The 19,997-nt window shown below is 73.5% G+C and carries 18 protein-coding genes; 6 read left to right on the plus strand and 12 right to left on the minus strand.

Going from position 1 to position 19,997, the window contains the following annotated elements:
- Window positions 1–72: 72 nt before the first annotated feature.
- The gene (locus tag ACZ3ZE_RS00890) at window positions 73–807 is read right to left on the minus strand and encodes a DUF7873 family protein (RefSeq protein WP_361164305.1); all 735 of its coding nucleotides are present in this window, start codon (window positions 805–807) and stop codon (window positions 73–75) included.
- A gap of 112 nt (window positions 808–919) precedes the next feature.
- Between ACZ3ZE_RS00890 and ACZ3ZE_RS00895 the strand changes: the two genes are divergently transcribed.
- Both ACZ3ZE_RS00895 and ACZ3ZE_RS00900 read left to right on the plus strand, forming a co-directional pair.
- The gene (locus ACZ3ZE_RS00895; RefSeq protein WP_361164302.1) at window positions 920–1,378 is read left to right on the plus strand and encodes a hypothetical protein; all 459 of its coding nucleotides are present in this window, start codon (window positions 920–922) and stop codon (window positions 1,376–1,378) included.
- 70 nt (window positions 1,379–1,448) lie between these two features.
- Entirely contained in the window at window positions 1,449–2,108 is a 660-nt protein-coding gene (locus tag ACZ3ZE_RS00900; protein WP_361164299.1) for a DUF2293 domain-containing protein, read from the plus strand.
- Window positions 2,109–2,130: 22 nt separating this feature from the next.
- Here the strand turns inward: ACZ3ZE_RS00900 and ACZ3ZE_RS00905 are convergent, their stop codons facing one another.
- The 4 genes from ACZ3ZE_RS00905 to ACZ3ZE_RS00920 all read right to left on the minus strand — a co-directional run bounded on the left by ACZ3ZE_RS00905 (window position 2,131) and on the right by ACZ3ZE_RS00920 (window position 8,004).
- Window positions 2,131–2,886 carry a chaplin gene (locus tag ACZ3ZE_RS00905; protein ID WP_361164296.1) on the minus strand — a complete coding sequence of 252 codons (756 nt, stop codon included), beginning with the start codon at window positions 2,884–2,886 and terminating at the stop codon, window positions 2,131–2,133.
- Between the two features lie 179 nt (window positions 2,887–3,065).
- Entirely contained in the window at window positions 3,066–3,602 is a 537-nt protein-coding gene (locus ACZ3ZE_RS00910; RefSeq protein WP_467256931.1) for a hypothetical protein, read from the minus strand.
- Window positions 3,603–3,649: 47 nt separating this feature from the next.
- Entirely contained in the window at window positions 3,650–5,089 is a 1,440-nt protein-coding gene (locus ACZ3ZE_RS00915; protein WP_467256933.1) for an SWIM zinc finger family protein, read from the minus strand.
- Window positions 5,086–8,004, minus strand: coding sequence for an SNF2-related protein (locus ACZ3ZE_RS00920; RefSeq protein WP_363291130.1), 2,919 nt, complete (start codon window positions 8,002–8,004; stop codon window positions 5,086–5,088). The genes ACZ3ZE_RS00915 and ACZ3ZE_RS00920 overlap by 4 nt, the downstream gene beginning before the upstream one ends.
- A gap of 200 nt (window positions 8,005–8,204) precedes the next feature.
- Between ACZ3ZE_RS00920 and ACZ3ZE_RS00925 the strand changes: the two genes are divergently transcribed.
- Window positions 8,205–8,540, plus strand: a complete 336-nt coding sequence (locus ACZ3ZE_RS00925; RefSeq protein WP_361164284.1) for a hypothetical protein — start codon at window positions 8,205–8,207, stop codon at window positions 8,538–8,540.
- 168 nt (window positions 8,541–8,708) lie between these two features.
- Entirely contained in the window at window positions 8,709–8,981 is a 273-nt protein-coding gene (locus tag ACZ3ZE_RS00930) for a DUF6343 family protein (RefSeq protein ID WP_361164281.1), read from the plus strand.
- A gap of 54 nt (window positions 8,982–9,035) precedes the next feature.
- Here the strand turns inward: ACZ3ZE_RS00930 and ACZ3ZE_RS00935 are convergent, their stop codons facing one another.
- The 4 genes from ACZ3ZE_RS00935 to rpsA form a co-directional block, all read right to left on the minus strand.
- Window positions 9,036–9,407 (minus strand): tetratricopeptide repeat protein, encoded by a 372-nt coding sequence (locus ACZ3ZE_RS00935; RefSeq protein ID WP_361164278.1) that lies wholly within the window; start codon window positions 9,405–9,407, stop codon window positions 9,036–9,038.
- A gap of 169 nt (window positions 9,408–9,576) precedes the next feature.
- A complete protein-coding gene (gene coaE, locus ACZ3ZE_RS00940) occupies window positions 9,577–10,182 on the minus strand; it encodes a dephospho-CoA kinase (RefSeq protein WP_363291129.1) in 606 nt (201 codons plus the stop codon).
- 31 nt (window positions 10,183–10,213) lie between these two features.
- Window positions 10,214–11,152 (minus strand): PAC2 family protein, encoded by a 939-nt coding sequence (locus ACZ3ZE_RS00945; protein ID WP_361164272.1) that lies wholly within the window; start codon window positions 11,150–11,152, stop codon window positions 10,214–10,216.
- A 143-nt stretch (window positions 11,153–11,295) separates the two neighbouring features.
- Window positions 11,296–12,804 carry a 30S ribosomal protein S1 gene (rpsA, locus tag ACZ3ZE_RS00950; protein ID WP_315890802.1) on the minus strand — a complete coding sequence of 503 codons (1,509 nt, stop codon included), beginning with the start codon at window positions 12,802–12,804 and terminating at the stop codon, window positions 11,296–11,298.
- 345 nt (window positions 12,805–13,149) lie between these two features.
- Between rpsA and ACZ3ZE_RS00955 the strand changes: the two genes are divergently transcribed.
- The gene (locus tag ACZ3ZE_RS00955; RefSeq protein WP_361164269.1) at window positions 13,150–13,983 is read left to right on the plus strand and encodes a class I SAM-dependent methyltransferase; all 834 of its coding nucleotides are present in this window, start codon (window positions 13,150–13,152) and stop codon (window positions 13,981–13,983) included.
- A 135-nt stretch (window positions 13,984–14,118) separates the two neighbouring features.
- On the plus strand, window positions 14,119–16,815 hold the full coding sequence (locus ACZ3ZE_RS00960) for an ATP-dependent RNA helicase (RefSeq protein WP_467256935.1): 2,697 nt from the start codon (window positions 14,119–14,121) through the stop codon (window positions 16,813–16,815).
- Here the strand turns inward: ACZ3ZE_RS00960 and pgfA are convergent.
- The 3 genes from pgfA to ACZ3ZE_RS00975 all read right to left on the minus strand — a co-directional run bounded on the left by pgfA (window position 16,799) and on the right by ACZ3ZE_RS00975 (window position 19,842).
- A complete protein-coding gene (gene pgfA, locus ACZ3ZE_RS00965) occupies window positions 16,799–17,794 on the minus strand; it encodes a cell envelope lipid trafficking protein PgfA (protein WP_361164263.1) in 996 nt (331 codons plus the stop codon). The genes ACZ3ZE_RS00960 and pgfA overlap by 17 nt on opposite strands.
- A gap of 12 nt (window positions 17,795–17,806) precedes the next feature.
- Window positions 17,807–17,947 carry an SPW_0924 family protein gene (locus ACZ3ZE_RS00970; RefSeq protein WP_361164261.1) on the minus strand — a complete coding sequence of 47 codons (141 nt, stop codon included), beginning with the start codon at window positions 17,945–17,947 and terminating at the stop codon, window positions 17,807–17,809.
- A gap of 155 nt (window positions 17,948–18,102) precedes the next feature.
- On the minus strand, window positions 18,103–19,842 hold the full coding sequence (locus ACZ3ZE_RS00975) for a lytic transglycosylase domain-containing protein (RefSeq protein ID WP_363291126.1): 1,740 nt from the start codon (window positions 19,840–19,842) through the stop codon (window positions 18,103–18,105).
- Window positions 19,843–19,997 lie beyond the last annotated feature (155 nt).

Raw genomic sequence — 19,997 nt, forward strand, 5'->3', positions numbered from 1 at the left:
TCCTCGCGCACCCCGGCCGCGGCTGGCGGCCGGGGAGTTCATGGTGACGGCCGCGGGGCCGTCCGCGGACGGTTACCCGAAGAGGTAGCCGAAGACCGCGTCGCCGACGCGCTGGTCGGTGATCTCGGCGCCGTTCGCCTCCTCGCGGGCGAACTTCACCGCCTGCTGGACCTTCTCGACCCGTTCGACCAGCTCGTTGACCCGCCGGGCGGGCAGCGCGCCGGAGAACTTCACGGTCGTCCAGTACCCCACCGGTATGTCCTCGTAGTACACCTCGACCTGCGCCGGGTGCTTCTCCGTCGCCTCGGCCTTGACGTGGTTGCGCGGCACCTTCTTCGTACGGACCGTGCGGACCGGGTCGGTCTTCCACGCGTCCGTCGACGGGTCCTGCGTCCACGACTCGGCGGCGTCGAGGACCGGCAGCTTGCGGACGAAGGTGAGGATGTCCGTCAGCTGCTTCTCCAGGAAGAGCAGATACGCGACCGGCACCCCGGCCACCAGGACCCGTCCGTCGACGGTGATGTCGGCGCGGGCCTCGCAGTTCGCCCAGTCCTTGGTGGCGGTGACGTCGAAGAGGCGGGTCAGCGTCCGCGCGGTGTCGCGCAGCACGTCCTCGGCCTTGACCTGCACCAGCGTCGACTCGGGCGGCAGCTGCTCGCCCTCCTCGTCCTTCGGCTGATACGTACGGGAGATGCCCGCCAGCAGTGCCGGCTTCTGCAGTCCGTGATGGGCGGTGGTCAGGTCCTGATGCGCCCGGGACTTGACGCCTTTCTCTACTGCGATGATCTGATTGAGTTTCGTTGCCACGCGACCGACCTTAGGGTCCGGAGCCCGGCGAATCGAACTGTTTTTCCTGCCGGTTGGGCACGCGCTGACGATGCGTCGGGGGTGCGTCGAGAATGCGAGGAGCGAATCCGTCATGGATGCGGCGCTGATAGCCGTCTTCGGAACGCTGCTGGGTGCGGTCGCCACCCACTGGTTCCAGAGCCGGGCCACCGAACGGACGGCGGCCCTGGCCAGGACCGAGCAGCTGCGGCAGGAGCGGATCGCGACCTACAGCGCGTTCGCGGGCGCGGTCGTCGACTACCGGCACAGCCAGAACGACCGCTGGTTCCGGGCCAGGCTGGAACCGGGCTCCGACGAAGCGGAGGAGTCCCGGCACGCCTCGTACCGGCAGCGGACCGTCGCCCGCCAGGCCCTCTTCCGGGTCCAGCTGGTCTGCGACGAGCCGGAGACCCGTCAACTCGCCGAGTCCGCCTTCGAGATGACCCACTGCATGCACGAGGCGGCGGACGACGCCGAACGGACCGAGCGCTCGGAGCAGGCCAAGGAGGCCCTGGCCCTGTTCATCGCGGCGGCCGCCCCCGGGGTGCGCTGAGCCGCCGGGAACCCGGTCCCGGAGCGCGTTCCCGGGCATCGGCCGGGGTCCGTACGGGTAGGACGACACCGTGGATCTCGTCGCCCCCGTCGTGGTCGAACCGCTCAAGCGACGCCGCTGCTCGGAGTGCCGTCAGGGGCCGCTGGAGCGTGTGATCGTCGAGTTCAACGCGATCGTCTGCCTGGACTGCGCCGACCTCGGCCATCTCGTCTTCCTGCGCCGCGGCGACCCCGCGCTCACCCGCCGGGCCCGTGAGGGCAGCGCGCTGTGGGCGGTGGTGGTACGGCACAACAGGCGCCGCACCCGGTACGAACGCCAGGGCCTGCTCGTGGAGGAGGCGGCGCTGCGGCGCGCGGAGGCCGCCTGCCTCGCGGACGCCGAGGCACGGGCGCGGCGCCGGGCGAGGGACGCGGAGCGCCGGGCCGGATCGGACGTGGAGGTCACGGCGGCCCTGGAGGCGGAGATCCTCCGCCTCTTCCCGAGCTGCCCGGCCGACCGGGCGGCGGAGATAGCCGGGCACGCCTCGGCGAAGGGCAGCGGCCGGGTGGGGCGCACGGCCGCCGGCCGGTCCCTGGACCGGGGCGCGGTCACGGCGGCGGTACGGGCCGCCATACGGCATGTCGACACCGAGTACGACTCGTTGCTGATGACCGGGGTCCCCCGTCACCAGGCCCGGACGAGGGTCGCGCCCGCCATCGAGGCGGTGCTCCGGGCCTGGCGTATCGGCTGAGAGGACGCGTCACGCGTCCCGGTCAGCCCTGGTCGGCCGCGCGGCGGGCCCTGCGGTACATCAGCGCGCCGCCGAGGAGCAGCGCGGCGCCGGCCGGAGCGGCGAAGCCGACCGCGTCCGAGCCGGTGCTGGCGAGCTGGACCGAGCTCGACTGCGGGGCCGGGACGGGCGTCTGCTCGTCGGCGCCCGGGGCGGGCGGCACGTTGCGGACCGGGGTGTGCGGGCGCGGCGGGGGGTGCTCGTCGCAGGGCTGCTCGACCGGGCCGTTGACCGAGGTGTTGCCGATGGCCGGGTTGCCGATGCCGACGACGTTCAGCGAGTTGCCGCTGAGGTTGACCGGGAGGTCGACGGGGAGCTGCAGGCCGTTGCCGGACAGCACGCCGGGCGAGCCTACGGCGCGGCCCTCGGCCGTGGCGCCGCCGCCGTTGGACGAACCGCCCGAGCGGCCGCCGTTGTCGGAGGATCCGCTGCGCGGGGTGCCCGGCAGGTCCTTGTGGGTGGGGCCGCGGCCCTCGGAGCCGTACCCCCGGGATTCCGAGCGGTTGGCACAGTTGTTGCCGGCCGCCGGGTTGAGCAGTCCGACCACGTTGACGGTGTTCCCGCAGAGGTTGACGGGGACGTGCACGGGCAGCTGAACGGCGTTGCCGGAGCCGACCCCGGGCGAACCGACGGCGGCACCCTGGGCCGTGGAGTCGGCGTGGGCGGCGCCCGCCGAGAGCGCGAGCGCGCCACCGGTGACCAACAGTGTGGCCAGACCACTTCGGCGAATCTGCCTCATGGCTTCCTGCCTTCCGGATGTTCTTCACGGGCAGTCGCCCGTACCCGAAATAACGCCATCCGTGACGTGCGCGGATCCGACCTTTGCCGTGTTTCACTCCATCGAGCGAGTGTGGGGCGGTGGATCATGCCCCGACGTGGGGGTTCACGGACCCCCGCGCACGACGGGGTCGGCGACGCTCAGGTCCGGGGACCGCCCTGGTCGCCCGCGTCGGTCGATCCGGGCGAACCGGCTGATCCTGCTGAACCGGCCGATCCGGTCGCTCCGTTGTCGCCGATCCGGCCGGCGGTCCCGATGGTGCCGACCTGGAGGGTGAAGCCGTGATGGACCCCTCCGTTGATGGTGTTGCCGATCGTGATGTGCTGCGGCTGCGACTGCGGCGCTCCGTCACCCTCAGTCAACTCGCGCAGAATCGAACGCAGTTCTTCCGCCGACTCCGGGTCCGCCAGCAGGCTCCGCCGCATCCTCGCCCGCCATTCGACGCGGGCCTCGGTCCTGGCCTCGTCCGCTGTCCCCTGGTCGCCGGAGCGTTCGGCGCGCAGCAGGTCGTCGCGGGCCGCTTCGAGCTCCTCGCCGACCGCCTGCTCGTCCGCCCCGGAGCGGGCCGCGAAGAACGCGGCGACCCTGGTCCTGGCGCGCTCCCAGCCGTCACCCACCATCTGCTGCACCAATGCGGTCGCGCCCGCCGTCGCCAGTGCCACCAACTCGGCTTCCACCAGGCCCCCTTCGAGTCCGCTTCGCGTCGTACCAGCGTATCGGCCGATCATCTCCCCAGCAGGGCCGTGACCACCCCGACCGGGTCGGCGTCCGGGGTGCCGCGCGGCCACCAGTCCTCGCGGTCGGTGTCCGACTCGTACCCGTACCAGAGTCCGTCCCGGCCGAAGCGGAGCTGGAGGGAGCGGGTGGAGAGCCGGTTGCGCCAGGGGCGGAAGGCGGCGAGGTCCGCGGCGAGCAGGGCGGGTCTGGCCCGGTCGAACGGCCCGGCGGGCGGGTCCCAGGGCTCTTCGAGGACGGCGAGTCCGGCCGGCCCGCCCTGGCGCCAGGCGGCGACGGCGCGGGCCAGGTCGGTCGGGGTGCGGTCGAGGGCGTAGGACAGGTCCCGGTAGAGGGCGCGGGTGGAGGCGGTGAGTCCGGAGCCGGGGTGCGCGGCGGCCAGCCGTACCGCGTCCTGCCAGGGGGTGAGCGCGGCGACGGGGTCGTGGCCGGTGGTGAGGAAGGCGTGGGCGCGGGCGGCGGCCTCGCCGGCGAGCAGGTCGAGGGCGAGGGGGTCGGGTGCGTCGGGGTCGGCGGGGAAGACCGCGGGGCGGCCGGGGTGCGCGGGCGCGGGGAGCGGCGGAGGCAGTGGCGGGAGGGTGTGCCCGGTGAGTGGGGCGAGCGCGGTGCGGGCGGGGACGGTCGGGAGGACCGGGGCGGTGGTGCCGCGTTCGGCGGCGGAACGGGCCGCGTTGCGCCGGGTGAGGTCGGCGAGGAGTTCCTGTTCGCCGCGGCCGCGCATGAGGAAGAGGACGAAGGGGTCCTCGTCGAGGAGGCGCGCGGACTGGTAGCAGAGGGCGGCCGCGTGCTTGCAGGGGTAGCCGTCGTCGGGGCAGGAGCAGTCGGGGATCAGGTCGCCGGGGGCGGGGAGGAGTCCGGTGACGGCTTCCAGGGCGTGCGGGACGTCCTTGTCGAGGAGGGCGGCGATGTGCTCGGGCCGGGCGGCGGCCTCGTCGAGGAACCGCTCCCAGTCGGCGTCGCCGAGGGTGCGCAGGCGGATCTCGGTCCGGTACGGGCGCGGGCGGCTGCCGTGCACGTAGGCGACGACCCGGCCGGGGGTGACGGTGATCGCGTCCACGTGGCCGCGCTGGGCGTACGCCTTGCCGCGGGCGAGCCGGGCCGGGTCGAGGGCGGCGTCCTCCAGGGACTCGACCCAGGCGTTGCCCCACCAGGTGGCGGCGAACCGCCCGTCGGGCGCCGCGCGCGGGGCGAGCTGGGGGAAGGTCCGGCGCCGGTCGTCGTGCCGGGGCAGGGCGGGGCGGGCCGGGGCCGTGCGAGGCGGCCGGGGGCGGGCGGCGCCCGCGCGGGGGCGGCCAGGAGAGCGGGGGTCGTCGGGGTATCGGGGCTCGTCGGGGCGGCGGGGCTCGTCGGGGCGGCGGGGCTCGTCGGAGCGGCCGGACGCACCGGGGCGGCCGGACGCACCGGGGCGGCGGGGGTCGTCGGGGGTCATGACGGCCTCCTCAGGGACACCAGGTCGGCGAGATCGCGGTCGGTCAGTTCGGTGAGGGCGGCCTCTCCGCTGCCGAGGACGGCGTCGGCGAGCGCCCGCTTGGCGCGCAGCATCTCGGCGATGCTGTCCTCGACGGTGCCCTCGGCGATCAGGCGGTGCACCTGGACCGGCTGGGTCTGCCCGATGCGGTAGGCGCGGTCGGTGGCCTGCTCCTCGACAGCCGGGTTCCACCAGCGGTCGTAGTGCACGACATGGCCGGCCCGGGTGAGGTTGAGCCCCGTGCCGGCGGCCTTGAGGGAGAGCAGGAAGACGGGGACCTCGCCGGCCTGGAAGCGGTCCACCATCCGCTCCCGCTCCGGGACGGGCGTGCCGCCGTGCAGCAGTTGGGCGTCGATGCCCCGGGCGGCGAGGTGGTCGGCGAGGAGCCGGGCCATCGACACGTACTGCGTGAAGACGAGGACCGAGCCGTCCTCGGCGAGGATCGTGTCGAGGAGCTCGTCGAGGAGGGCCAGCTTCCCGGAGCGCCCGGCGAGGCGCGGGGCCCCGGCCCCGGCGCCGCTCGATCCGCGGTTCCGCGGGGAACGCTCCTTGAGGTACTGCGCGGGGTGGTTGCAGATCTGCTTGAGCGAGGTCAGCAGCTTCATGATCAGTCCGCGTCGGGCCATGCCCTCGGCGGCCTCGATCTGCGCCATGGTCTCGCGCACCACCGCCTCGTAGAGCGAGGCCTGCTCCCGGGTGAGGGCGACGGGGTGGTCGGACTCGGTCTTGGGCGGCAGCTCGGGGGCGATGCCGGGGTCGGACTTGCGCCGGCGCAGCAGGAACGGGCGGACCAGCCGGGCCAGGCGCTCGACCGCCTCCTCGTTGCCGACCTCCTCGTCGTTCTCCACCGCGCGGGCGTGGCGCGAGCGGAAGGCCTTGAGGGGGCCGAGGAGTCCCGGGGTGGTCCAGTCGAGGAGCGCCCACAGCTCGGAGAGGTTGTTCTCCACGGGGGTGCCGGTGAGGGCGACCCGGGCGGGTGTGGGGATCGTGCGGAGTGCCTTGGCCGTCGCCGAGAAGGGGTTCTTGACGTGCTGGGCCTCGTCCGCGACGACCATGCCCCACTCGTGCGCGGCGAGCTGGGCGGCGCTGGTGCGCAGGGTGCCGTACGTGGTGAGGACGAAGCCGCCGTCGAGTCCGCCGAGGGTGCGGTCGGCGCCGTGGAAGCGGCGTACGGGCACGCCGGGGGCGAAGCGCCGGATCTCCCGCTGCCAGTTGCCCAGGAGCGAGGCCGGGCAGACGACGAGGGTGGGTGCGGGGCGGGCGCGGCGCAGGTGGAGGGCGATGAGGGTGACGGTCTTGCCGAGGCCCATGTCGTCGGCGAGGCAGCCGCCGAGGCCCAGGGAGGTCATCAGGTCGAGCCAGGCCAGGCCGCGCAGCTGGTAGTCACGGAGGGTCGCGTCGAGACCGGGCGGCGGGGGGACGTCCTCGGGCCCGGCGAGGAGCCGGTCGCGCAGGGCCGCGAGGGCGCCGACGGGCACGGCGGGGACGGTCTCGCCGTCCACCTCCGCGGTGCCGCCGAGGGCGACGGCGAGCGCGTCGACCGGCTCCAGGAGTCCGAGCTCGCGCTTGCGGGCCTTGCGGACGAGGTCGGGGTCGACGACCACCCACTGGTCGCGCAGCCGGACGACGGGCCGGTGGGCCTCGGCGAGGACGTCCATCTCCCGTTCGGTGAGGGGGTCGCCGTCGAGGGCGAGCTGCCAGTTGAAGCGGAGCAGTTCCTCGCTGTCGAAGAAGGCGGTGCCGTCGGTGGCGGAGCCCGGTGCGGAGCGGGCCGGGCGGACGACGGCGGAGGCGCTGAGCGAGCGGGCGAGGTCGCGGGGCCAGTGGACGGCGACACCGGCGTCGGCGAGCCGTGGGGTGGCGGGGCCGAGGAGCTCGTACAGCTCGTCCTCGGTGATCGGGAGGACGTCGGGCACCTCCCGTTCGAGCAGGCGGCCGAGCGGCGGCCAGACGCGGGCGGCGCGGCGCAGGGCGAGGACGGCGTCGATCCGGGCGCGGGGGCCGAAGTGCTCGTCGCCGTCGCCGGCCCACAGGGCGGCGGCGTCGATGACGAGGGTGGGGTCGGCGAGGCTGTGCACCTGGAGCAGCACGGCCGCGGCCTGCCGCTCCTCTCCTTCCGCGGACTCCCCGGAGACGTCGAACAGCTCGTACTTCGACAGGTCGAGGCGGAGCGAGACGCGGACGCCCGCGTCCATGCCGGCGGCGGCCTCGGCGGCCCAGGTACGCGCGCGGGGCAGGTGGACGGCCTCCCGCGCGGCGAACGGCGCGCCGACCGCGTGGGGCGCCGCGGGTGTCCGGGGCAGGGTGTCGGCGACCGCGTCGAGGAAGGCCCGCACCAGCGCCTCCGGCTCGGGCAGGCGCAGCGGGCCGCGGCCTGAGCCGGGCCCGGGCAGCGGCGTGGCGTGACCCTCGTACGGCATGGCGGCGGCGATCGCCCTCAGGTGCGCGATGTCGTCGGCGTCGAGCGGTCCGGCCCGCCAGGCGTCGTGGTCGTCGGCGGTGAGTCCGGGCAGCAGCCGTCCCCGGGCGATTAGGTGCAGGGCGTGCAGGGCGGCGGCACCCCAGCAGGCGGTGGCGGGGTGCGCGGCCGGATGGTGCCGGGCGGCGACCAGCAGGGGCAGCGCCTCGGCGACGGGCAGGAACAGCGCGGGCACGGTCCGAGACCGGGCGCCCGCCCCGTGGCGCCGTACGACGGTCAGCTCGCCCCTGGTGGCGGAGGCGGGCGCGCCCTCGGCCCGGGCGGCCCCCGGCGTCGGGTCGAGCTGCTCCGGGTCGGGCAGGGGGGAGCCCTCGGGTGACCAGAGGGCGACCCGGCCCTCGCGGGGCAGGGCGGCGGGCAGGAAGACGGCGGCATGGCCGAGCGGGGTCTGGGTCACGGCGCTCCTCACCTCCTGTTCCGCTCCTGTTCCGCGACGGAGTTCCGACGGGACCTCCGACCATACGGGTGGGGTCTGACAACAGACTGTCACGGCGCATCGCCCGTACGGCCCAACAGAACATGACTCCCGCGCCCGGAGGGGGCACGGTGGCCAGGAACACGCTTCGCCGCCAGTCTCCGACAGACGAGGATTCCGCCATGTCCCTTCGCCGGCGTCTCACCATCGCCACCGGGGCCGCTCTGCTCGCCGTCACGGTCACGGGCTGCTCGGGCCTGGGCCGCAGCATGGTCGGCACGCTCTCGTACGAGACCGGGCGCGAGTTCGTGGTGACGGTGACCAGCCCGTCCGTGAAGGGCTGCCACCGGCTGGCGCCGTCGGGCGCGACCAGGGTCGAGAACAACACGCTGGTGGACATCCAGCTGTACCGGACCCGGGACTGCCGGGGCGAGAAGCCCATCTACGTGGCGACCAACACCGGTGACGAGATCGCGCCGGGAACCCTGCCCTGGCGCAGCTACAACGTCATCCACTGACCCCGGCGGGGCGGGCGCGCGCCCCGGCGCACCTGGGCGCGCTCGTGCCCCCCTCATCCCCCTCATCCCCCTCATTCCCGCTCGCCGTCCGGAAGTGCTTTCGGATCGCGCGTCGCGGGTGGATGCTGGAAGTGCCCTCGGAGGTTCCCGGAGGGAGATGTCGGCATCATGCGTACGGGAAGCGAGCCGGTGACCGCGCGCAGTCCCCTGCGGCTGCGGCTCGCGCTGAGTCTGTGGGGGCTGCTGTGGGCCGGCTTCGGCACCACAGTCTTCTCCTTGCTCGAACGGCCCGGCTGGGCGGCGGCCTGCGGGGCGCTGTTCGTGGTCGCCGCCGTCGACCTGATCATGGTCGTGCGCCATCTGCGGCAGGGCCCGCACTGGCAGCCGGGCCGGGACGTCCCGCCGTACGAGCCGGACCACGGCAACGACCGGCGCCGCTGACGCCCGCCGGGCCGCGGGCCTGGGGCGCCCGCCGGGCGCGCCGCGGACCGGGACTCAGTCGGCCTCCGCGCCGAAGCGGGCGGCCTCCAGGTACTCCGGCTTCGGGTCGAGCGCCGCGGCGAGACGGAAGTGACGCTTGGCCTGGTCGGGGCGGCCGGAGCGCTGGAAGGTGCGGGCGAGCGCGAAGTGCGCGAACGCGTTGTCCGGCTCGCGCTCCAGGACCAGCTCGAACTCCAGCTCGGCCGGGCGGAGTTGGGCGGCGGCGAAGAAGGCGCGGGCGCGGAGCAGGCGGGCCGCGGTGTTCTCGGGGTGGGCGGCGATCACCGAGTCGAGCAGCTTGACGGCGCCACGCGGGTCCCGGGCGGCGAGCAGTTGCTCGGCGGCGCGGAAGTCGATGACGTGGGTCTCCGGGTTCCTCTCGGCCACAGTGGCGTCCTTTCCTCGCTCCGGCGGTTCAACAAGCGGGCACGGCGGCCGTATTCCACGGGAACCCGGCGTGCGGAAGCCCCCGCCCAGGTCATCTCTACCCAGTCCAGGGGCCCTTGCCAACCGAAGCGGCCCCCGGCATTCCCCGGGGGCCGGCCCGCCGCTTCCCCTACGGGTGCCCGGCGGCGCGTTCCTTGAGCGTCTCCCAGACCTTGCGCACCTGGGGCTCCAGCGCCTCCAGCGGACCGTCGTTGTCGATGACGAGGTCGGCCACGGCCCGCCGTTGCGCGCGGGTGGCCTGCGCCGCCATCCGGGCCTTGGCCTCGGGTTCGGTCATGCCGCGCAGCCGTACGAGCCGGTCGAGCTGGGTCTCCGGGGCGGCGTCCACGACGACGACCAGGTCGTACAGGGGCGCGAGGCCGTTCTCGGTGAGCAGCGGGACGTCGTGGACGACGACGTCGCCGGCGGTGGCCCGGCTCTCCAGCTCGGCCGAGCGGGCGCCGACCAGCGGATGCACGATCGCGTTGAGGGCGGCCAGGCGCTCGGGGTCGTTGAAGACGATGGAGCCCAGGCGGGGCCGGTCGAGGGTCCCCTCCGGGGTGAGGATCCCGGGGCCGAACTCCGCCACGACGGCCGCGAGTCCGGGCGTACCGGGCTCCACGACCTCCCGGGCGATCCGGTCGGCGTCGATCAACACCGCTCCGTACGACACGAGAAGCCGTGACACTTCGCTCTTGCCGGCGCCGATGCCGCCAGTCAGGCCCACTTTCAGCATGAGCGGCAGCTTAGATCCCACCGCCGCGCCGTCAGGAGTCGCCCTCCCGTTCGGCGAGGAAGCGCTCGAACTCGCGGCCCAGTTCGTCCGCGGAGGGCAGGTCGACGGGCTCGGCGACCAGGCTGCCGCGGGTCTCGGCACCGGCCATCGCGTCGTACTGGTGCTCAAGGCCCTGGACGAGCGCGACCAGTTCGTCGTCGCCCTCGCCGATCTGGCGCTCGATCTCGGTCTGGGTGCGGCGCGCCTCGGTGCGCAGGGAGTGCGCGACGCCGGGCAGGACCAGGCCGGTGGCCGCGGTGACGGCCTCCAGCGCGGTCAGGGCCGCGTCGGGGTACGGGGAGCGGGCGACGTAGTGCGGGACGTGGGCCGCGACGCCGAGGGTGTCGTGGCCGGACTCCGTGAGGCGGAACTCGATGAGGGACTCGGCGCTGCCGGGCACCTGGGCCTCGTCGAAGGGGCTGCGGTGGCCCGGCATGAGGTCGGTGCGGTTGCCGTGCGGGGTGAGGCCGACGGGGCGGGTGTGCGGGACGCCCATGGGGATGCCGTGGAAGTTCACGGCGAGGCGCACGCCCAGGCGCTCGACGATCTGGCGCACGGCGGCGGCGAACCGCTCCCACTCGACGTCGGGCTCGGGCCCGGAGAGCACCAGGAAGGGGGCACCGGTGGCGTCCTGGACGAGCCGGACCTCGATCGCGGGCGTCTCGTACGCCGACCAGCGGTCGCGCCGGAAGGTCAGCAGGGGCCGACGGGCCCGGTAGTCCACGAGCCGGTCGTGGTCGAAGCGGGCCACGAGCTGGTGCGGCAGGGTGTCGAGCAGCCCTTCGACGATCTGCTCGCCGGTCTCACCGGCGTCGATGTAGCCGTCGAAGTGGTAGAGCATGACCAGTCCGGCCGACTCCTGGGCCAGGGCCACGTCGACCACGGCCAGCCCCTTCTGGTCCCATTCGTACAAATCCTGGGGATCAAGCACGATTTCCGCTCCTCCTCGCGTCCTTCCTGGACAACGTCCCCTGCGGCGGCGCCATTCCCCGGGTCCGGAAAAAGACCGAGGCCCGCTCCCCCGAAGGGGAGCGGGCCTCGACGCTAGCTACTGGAGCTCAGCGGAGAGCTTGTTCAGCTCTGGCCGCCGGCCAGCTTCTCGCGCAGGGCAGCCAGGGCCTCGTCCGACGCCAGGGCGCCGGAGTTGTCGTCCGACTCCGAGGAGTACGAACCACCGGAGACGCCCGCCGGGGCACCGGCCGGAGCGGCGGCGCCACCCTCGGCAGCGGCGGCCTCGTCGGCCTCGCGGGACTTGATGACCTGAGCCTGGTGCTGCTCGAAGCGCTGCTGCGCCTCGGCGTACTGGGTCTCCCAGGCCTCGCGCTGGGTCTCGTAGCCCTCGAGCCAGTCGTTGGTCTCGGGGTCGAAGCCCTCGGGGTAGATGTAGTTGCCCTGGTCGTCGTAGGACGCGGCCATGCCGTACAGGGTCGGGTCGAACTCGACCGACGCCGGGTCGGCACCGAAGGACTCGTTGGCCTGCTTCAGCGACAGCGAGATCCGGCGACGCTCAAGGTCGATGTCGATGACCTTGACGAAGATCTCGTCGTTGACCTGGACGACCTGCTCCGGGATCTCCACGTGGCGCTCGGCCAGCTCGGAGATGTGGACCAGACCCTCGATGCCCTCGTCCACGCGGACGAACGCACCGAACGGAACCAGCTTGGTGACCTTGCCGGGAACGACCTGGCCGATCTGGTGCGTGCGGGCGAACTGCTGCCACGGGTCCTCCTGCGTCGCCTTCAGCGACAGGGAGACACGCTCGCGGTCCATGTCCACGTCGAGAACCTCGACGGTGACCTCCTGGCCGACCTCGACAACCTCGGAGGGGTGGTCGATGTGCTTCCAGGACAGCTCGGAGACGTGCACGAGGCCGTCGACGCCACCCAGGTCCACGAAGGCACCGAAGTTGACGATCGAGGAGACGACGCCGGAGCGGACCTGACCCTTCTGCAGGGTCGTGAGGAAGGTCTGGCGGACCTCGGACTGGGTCTGCTCGAGCCAGGCGCGGCGGGACAGGACCACGTTGTTGCGGTTCTTGTCCAGCTCGATGATCTTCGCCTCGAGCTCCTTGCCCACGTAGGGCTGGAGGTCGCGGACGCGACGCATCTCGACGAGGGACGCCGGCAGGAAGCCACGGAGGCCGATGTCGAGGATGAGACCACCCTTGACGACCTCGATGACGGTACCGGTGACGATGCCGTCCTCTTCCTTGATCTTCTCGATGGTGCCCCAGGCGCGCTCGTACTGGGCACGCTTCTTCGAGAGGATCAGGCGGCCTTCCTTGTCCTCCTTCTGGAGAACCAGGGCCTCGATCTCGTCGCCGACCTTGACGACCTCGTTCGGGTCGACGTCGTGCTTGATCGAGAGCTCGCGGCTCGGGATGACACCTTCGGTCTTGTAACCGATGTCGAGCAGGACCTCGTCCCGGTCGACCTTCACGATGACGCCGTCGACGATGTCGCCGTCGTTGAAGTACTTGATCGTCTCGTCGATCGCGGCGAGGAAGGCTTCCTCGTTACCGATGTCGTTGACCGCAACCTGCGGGGTGGTGCTGGTGGCGGTGGTCTCGGTGCTGCTCGTCATGTGGGAAAGGGCTCCGGTTACGGACAGAAAGTCGTAGGTACTGCTACGCCGAAAGCCCGTATCGCAGCTGATGAAGCCGGCCAGCCAAAGAAGCGCCTGACCCGAGAACGGGCGGCACCTCGAAAACCGAGGGGACATACAACAGATGCGAGCGCGACCTGCTCCGTCTGAGGCGCGCAGGCTCGCAACGCAACCTTTAGCATACGGGGACGGCCGGACAGGGTCAATGCGCGAAGCGCGCACCCGGGGCGGATCGCCGCAAACCCGGCACAACTCATGTCCATCCAGGCCATCCTGGCCCGGGTCGCGCCGCGGCACTGAGCGCAAACTACATCGACGGGCGAGATGAACCAAGAGTACGGACAGGAAGACGGCCCCCAGGACGAGCCGGAGGCCACCCGGCGCGAGACCGGGGACGCGGAGAGCAGTCGGGCGAGCCGGGGCTGGTGGGACCGGAACGCCGACGAGTACCAGAACGAGCACGGGTCGTTCCTCGGGGACGACCGGTTCGTCTGGGGCCCCGAGGGCCTCGACGAGGAGGAGGCGGGGCTGCTCGGCCCGGCCGGCGCGCTGAAGGGCCTCGACGTCCTGGAGATCGGCGCGGGCGCGGCGCAGTGCTCGCGCTGGCTGGCGGCGCGGGGGGCCCGGCCGGTGGCCCTGGACCTCTCGCACCGGCAGTTGCAGCACGCGCTGCGGATCGGCGACGAGGTGCCGCTGGTGGAGGCGGACGCGGGGGCGCTGCCGTTCCGCGACGGCTCCTTCGACCTGGCGTGCTCGGCGTACGGGGCGGTGCCGTTCGTGGCGGATCCGGTACGGGTCTTCCGCGAGGTCCGGCGGGTGCTGCGGCCCGGCGGCCGGTGGGTGTTCTCGGTGACGCACCCGATCCGCTGGGCGTTCCCGGACGAGCCGGGGCCCGAGGGCCTGTCGGTCGCGGCCTCCTATTTCGACCGGACGCCGTACGTGGAGCAGGACGAGCGGGGGCGTGCGGTCTACGTCGAGCACCACCGCACGATCGGCGACCGGGTGCGGGACGTGGTGGCCGGCGGTTTCCGGCTGGTGGACCTGGTGGAGCCGGAGTGGCCGGCCTGGAACAGCCAGGAGTGGGGTGGCTGGTCACCGCTGCGGGGGAACCTGATCCCGGGCACGGCGATCTTCGTCTGCGAGCGCGCGGAGGACTGACCGTCCGGGCGGGCCCCGCCCGGCCACGCCGTGGCCCTGGCCCGGGTCCTGACCTGCCGGGCAATAGTCCTATTAATAGGTGGGGCCTGTGGACAACCGCGCACACCTGTCGGCGGGGCGTACGAGACTGACTGCGTGATCCGAAACGACGCACTCGACCTGCTCCCCGTCCGCCACGCCGTCCCCGAGCTGCTGACCGCGCTCGAGGAGCGCGGTGTCGCGGTGCTGTACGCCCCGCCCGGGACCGGCAAGACCACCCTGGTCCCGCTGGCCCTCGCGGGGCTCATAGGGGACGGGCCCCGGCGGCGGGTGCTGGTGGCCGAGCCGCGCCGGATGGCGGTGCGGGCGGCGGCCCGGCGGATGGCGTGGCTGCTCGGCGAGGAGGTCGGCGGGTCGGTCGGCTTCTCCGTGCGCGGCGAGCGCCGGGCCGGGCCCGCGACCCGGATCGAGGTGGTCACCACAGGTGTCCTGCTCCAGCGCCTCCAGCGGGATCCGGAGCTGGGCGGGGTGGACGTGGTGCTGCTCGACGAGTGCCACGAGCGGCATCTGGACGCGGACACGGCGATGGCGTTCCTGGTGGACGTGCGGGCGACGCTGCGGCCGGAGCTGAAGCTGATCGCCGCGTCGGCGACGAGCGACGCGGAGGCCTGGGCGCAGCTGCTGACCGTCCTCGACGGCGGGGGACCCGCGCCGATCGTGTGGGGCAAGGGCGAGGGGCACGGGTACGCGGTCCGTTTCACCGCCCCGCCCGCCGGGATCCGGCCGGCGCACGGCACCTGGGTGGACTCTGCGCTGCTGCGGCACGTGGCGGCGACCGTGCGGGGCGCGCTGGAGCGGCACGACGGGGACGTCCTCTGTTTCCTGCCGGGCACGGGGGAGATCGCCCGGACGGCGGGTCTGCTCGCGGACCTGGACGCGGACGTGCTCCAGCTGCACGGCCGCGCGCCCGCCGCGGTGCAGGACTCGGTGCTGCGGGGCGCCGAGCCGGGCGGGCGGCGCCGGGTGGTCCTGGCGACCTCGGTGGCGGAGTCGAGCCTCACGGTGCCGGGTGTACGGATCGTGGTGGACTCCGGGCTGGCGCGGGAGCCGCGGATGGACCACGCGCGGGGACTCGGTTCCCTGGCGACGGTGCCGGTGTCGGTGGCCGCGGCCACCCAGCGGGCCGGCCGGTCCGGGCGTGAGGCTCCCGGTGTGGTCTACCGCTGCTGGGCGGAGGCGGAGGACGGGGCCCGGGCGCGTTTCCCCTCCCCCGAGATCAGGATCTCGGACCTGGCGGACTTCGCGCTGCGCGCGGCCTGCTGGGGCGACCCGACGGGATCCGGACTGGCGCTGCTCGACGCGCCGCCGGCCGGGGCGATGACGGCGGCCCGCGCGGTCCTCACGGCGATCGGCGCCGTGGACGAGGACGGGCGCGCCACGGACCGGGGTGTACGGATGTCCCGGCTCGGCGTGCATCCCCGGCTGGGGCGGGCCCTGCTGGACGGCGCGAGGGAGGTGGGCGCCCGGCGGGCGGCGGAGGTGGTGGCCCTGCTGAGCGAGGAGCCGCCCCGGGAGTACGGGGACGACCTGGCGGCGGCCTGGCGGGCGGCACGCAAGGGCGGCGACGGGTACGGGGCACGATGGAAGGCCGAGGTGCGGCGCCTGGAGCGCTCGGCCGGGGAAGAGGCGGACGGGCGGCCCGGGGCCACGAGGGGCGGGGCGGGCGCGGGGGGCTCTTCCAGAGTGGCGGGCTCTTCCAGCACGGCACGCACCTCCACCGCTGCGGGCACATCCGGCGCATCCGGCACCTCCGGGAATGCCGGCACCTCCAGCACCGCGGCCCCGACCGGCGCCACGGGTGAGGACGCGGCGGCGGGGCTCGTGACCGCGTTGGCGTTCCCCGAGCGGGTGGCGAGGGCTCGGGAGCAGGGCGGGTATCTGATGGTGTCGGGGACGGGAGCCCGGCTCGCGGAGGGCTCGGGGCTGCGGTCCAGTGCCTGGCTGGCGGTGGCGGTGGCGGACCGGACGGCGCAGAGCGCGACCGCCCGGGTGCGGCTGGCCGCCGTGGTGGACGAGGAGGTGGCGCGGGGCGCCGCGGGGCATCTGTTCGCGGCGGGCGAGGAGGTCCACTGGGAGGACGGGGACGTGGTGGCCCGCTCGGTCGAGCGGCTCGGCGCGGTGGAGCTGACGGTCCGCCCGCTGCGGGACGGTGCCGATCCCGCGCTGGTGCGGGCGGCGCTGCTCGACGGGCTGGCCCGGGAGGGCCTGTCGCTGCTGCGGTGGAGCCAGGGGGCGACGGAGCTGCGGAGCCGGCTGGCCTTCCTGCGGCGGGAGGTGGGCGAGCCGTGGCCGGACGTGTCGGAGGGGGCGCTGCTCGCGCGGGCGGAGGAGTGGCTGGAGCCGGACCTGTCGCGGGCGCGGCGGCGGGCGGATCTGGGGCGGATCGACGCCGGGCAAGGGCTCCAGCGGCTGCTGCCGTGGGCGTCGGGCGAGGCGGGGCGGCTCGACGAGCTGGCGCCGGAGCGGATCGAGGTGCCGAGCGGTTCGCGGATCCGGGTGGAGTACGGCGGGGAGCGGCCGGTGCTCGCGGTGAAGCTGCAGGAGATGTTCGGACTGGCCGAGACGCCCCGGGTGGCGGGGGTCCCGGTCCAGGTGCATCTGCTGTCCCCGGCGGGGCGGCCGGCGGCGGTGACGGCGGATCTGGCCTCGTTCTGGCGGGAGGGCTACCGCTCGGTGCGGGCGGAGCTGCGGGGCCGGTATCCCAAGCACCCGTGGCCGGAGGACCCGTCGGCGGCGGAGCCGACCCGGCACACGAGCGCGCGGCAGCGGAGGGAGGTCAGACCGGAGCGGTGACGGGGTCCGGGGCGGGGCCGGGCCGGGCGTCCGGTTCCGGGCGCCGGGAGCGGGCTTCGAGCCAGAGGGCGAGGGCGAGCAGGAGGAGGGCGAGGACGGTGAAGGTCCAGGGGAGGTAGGAGACGACCATCAGCACCATCAGGCGGTTGGACTTGACCAGTTCGCCGACGCTCTCGACGTAGTCCTCGCGCATCTTCACGTGGCCCGCGAAGACGGTGATGGTGTCCTGGCCCATCAGGGCCTTGGCGTTGCGGAGCTCCTCCTTGTGGATCTCCTCGCCGTTGACGGGGGCGCCGGTGACGGGGTCGATCCAGAACATGCGCCGGGTGGTGTACCAGCGGGTGAGGCCGGTCTTGGCGAGGAGGTCGGGGGTGATGCCCTTGATGGGCATCGACTTGGGCATGGGGACCCGCGTCCAGGGGACGGTCTGCTCGAAGTAGTAGACCTCCATGCCGCGGAAGGTGCGGGTGCCCTTGTAGTGGATGGGGGCGGAGGTGCGGGTCTGGGCGTCGAAGTACTGGTAGTCCCGCTTCTCGACGAGGAAGGGCCACTTGAACTCGATGCCGGCGCGCCGGACCGGGTCGCCGTCGACCATCTCGCCGGTGGCGTTGACGGGGTCCTGGGTGTGGGCGTCGAAGATGTAGCGCTCGGGGATCTTGGACACCATCTTGCCGTCGGGTCCGGCGACGTAGGAGAGGGAGTCCCAGACGACGACGTCGCGTCCGGCGTCGCGTTCGATGCGCCGGGACTCCTCGACGTTGCCCTTGAGGGTCTGGACGATCGTGATCTTGTCGACCTTCTCGGCCTTGAAGGTCGAGTAGTTGAGCAGGGTCGCGGGCTTCGCCTCCAGGACGGTCACCTGGTACTGGTTCGACGGGATCTTCACCACGCGGGGGAAGACGTACCAGCGCAGGGTGGGTGCCATGGCGGCGAAGAAGACGGCGAAGGCGAGCAGGACGAGGCTGGCTCGGCGGCGCATGCGCGTCCCCCCTTACTTCTCGGGGCCGGGGACGGAGGTGAGCAGGGGGCTGGGCGAGGTGGGCCCGTCCGGCGGGATGTCGACCAGGGCGAAGAGCAGGATGACCAGGAGGACGGGGACCAGTCCGATGGCGGCGGCTACTAGGGCGCGCAAGGTCGGCCTCCCGGCGCTCGATCTGATAGGTCGTCAGGGCGGGGGAACCGTAGCAACGCGATCGCGAGATGAGAACACGTTGCACTCAGAACGACGGACGCCGCCCCCGTGTCCGGTGGGGACACGGGGGCGGCGCGGCGGAGCCGGGGAGGGCATCAGGAGGTCGGCGTGGCCTCCGGGGCGCCCGAGGACTGCGACGGGGAAGGCGTCGGGGTCGGGGTCGGCGTGGGAGTCGGCTCGGGGGCCGGCTCGGTGACCTTCAGGGTGACGGTCAGCGTGCCGCCGCCGGGCGCGGTCAGGCGCAGCAGGTAGGTGCCGGCCTTCCCGTCCGCGTAGATCTTCGGCAGGGTGAGCACCCCGTCGGCGTTCGTCTTCAGGCCCGTGAGGGTGTGGAGGGCGGTGCCGTCCGCGTCCTTGAAGTAGGGCCCCTCGGTGGCGGTCTGCGGGTTGTCCGCCGAGGTGATGAAGGTGGCGGTGAGGGCGACGCCGGAGGCGATGGCCCCGCCGTCGGTGGCCTTGACCTGCACCTGGTCGGCGAACTCGCCGCCGGTGGTGGCCGCGAGCTCCTTGGCGTCGAGACGGGTGAGCGTGTCGGCGCCCCGCTCGGTGACGGTCGCGGAGAAGGAGACGGCGCTCAGGGTCTTGCCCACGACCGTGGCGGCGACGGTGAAGCGGCCGGTCCGCTCGCCCGCCTTGAGGTTCGGGGCGACGGCCTTGCCGTTGGCCGCCGTGGTGGCGGTGATCTCGCGGGCGCCGATGCCGAAGCGGGCGTCGGTGTCACCGGTGATCTGGAAGCGCACCTGGACGCCGGCGACCGGCTTGCCCGCCGCGTCGAGCGCCACGACCGTGGGGCGGGTGGCGAAGGTGCCGCCGGCGGTGGCGGTCAGCGTGCCGGTGGAGGCGTCCTTGATCCGTACCACCTTGGTCGCCGGAGCGGGGGTGGGCGGCGTGGGCGGCTTCGGCGGGACGGGCTTCGACGGGGTCGGCTTCGGCGTGGGCGGCTTCGTGACCGGCGTCTTCGGCGGCGGGGTCTTCCCGCCGGGCGGGGTGACGCGGTCGTCGCTGCGGCCGCCGGGCAGCACACCGGTGCCGTCGGGCACCTGGTGGGTGCCGCGCTTGTAGTACTCGAACCAGGAGAGGACCGTGTTCAGGTACTCCCGGGAGTGGTTGTAGCTGAGGACGGCCCGGTCCAGGTCGGCCTTGACCGCGAGGTTGCGGTCGTTGGCGCAGAGGTACATGCCGGCGGCCTGGGCCGCGTCGTAGATGTTGCTGGGGTCCTTCTTCCCGTCGCCGTTGGCGTCCTGGCCCCAAGTGGCCCAGGTGGACGGGATGAACTGCATCGGACCTATCGCGCGGTCGTGCGTGGTGTCACCGTCGTAGGCACCCTTGTCCGTGTCCGAGATGTTGGCGAAGCCGACACCGTTGAGGACCGGGCCGAGGATGGGCGAGAGGGTGGTGCCGTTGGCGTCGACCTTGCCGCCGCGCGCCTGCCCCGACTCGACCTTGCCGATGCCCGCGAGCAGCTGCCACGGCAGGTTGCAGTTGGGGTCGGTCGACCGGATCGACTGCTCGGCGCGCTTGTACGCGGCGAGGACGGACGCGGGTATACCGGCCTCGGCGGGGCCGGTGATGACCGGCAGATTGGTGGTCGCGCCGGGCTTGTTCGGGGTGTTCAGCGGCGGCAGGTCGGTGTAGTACGGCGAGTTGCCGGAGGCCGAGCCGCCCGGGGGCGTCGCCGTGTCCTCGGCACCGGCGGGCAGGTCACCGCTCGCGTTGTCCGAGGGCGGCGGCGCCATGTCCGGTGCCTGCGAGGCGGCCAGTGCCGCGACAGCCGCGGCCACCACCGCACCGCTGGTGGCTCCCCTGCGCAGCCGACGCCCCAAGTGCGATGCCATACGTGTGGTCCCTCCCCGTTCACCGCCATCGCGCTCCCCGCGCGAGATCTGACCACGTGACCCTATGCCAACTCCCGGCGCGGCGGCACCGGGCCCTGACCGTGTTTCACGGTTTCGTCACCACTTGGCCGTCGCCGCTTTCGACACCGGCCGCT

Source organism: Streptomyces sp. NPDC023157, assembly GCF_055560575.1.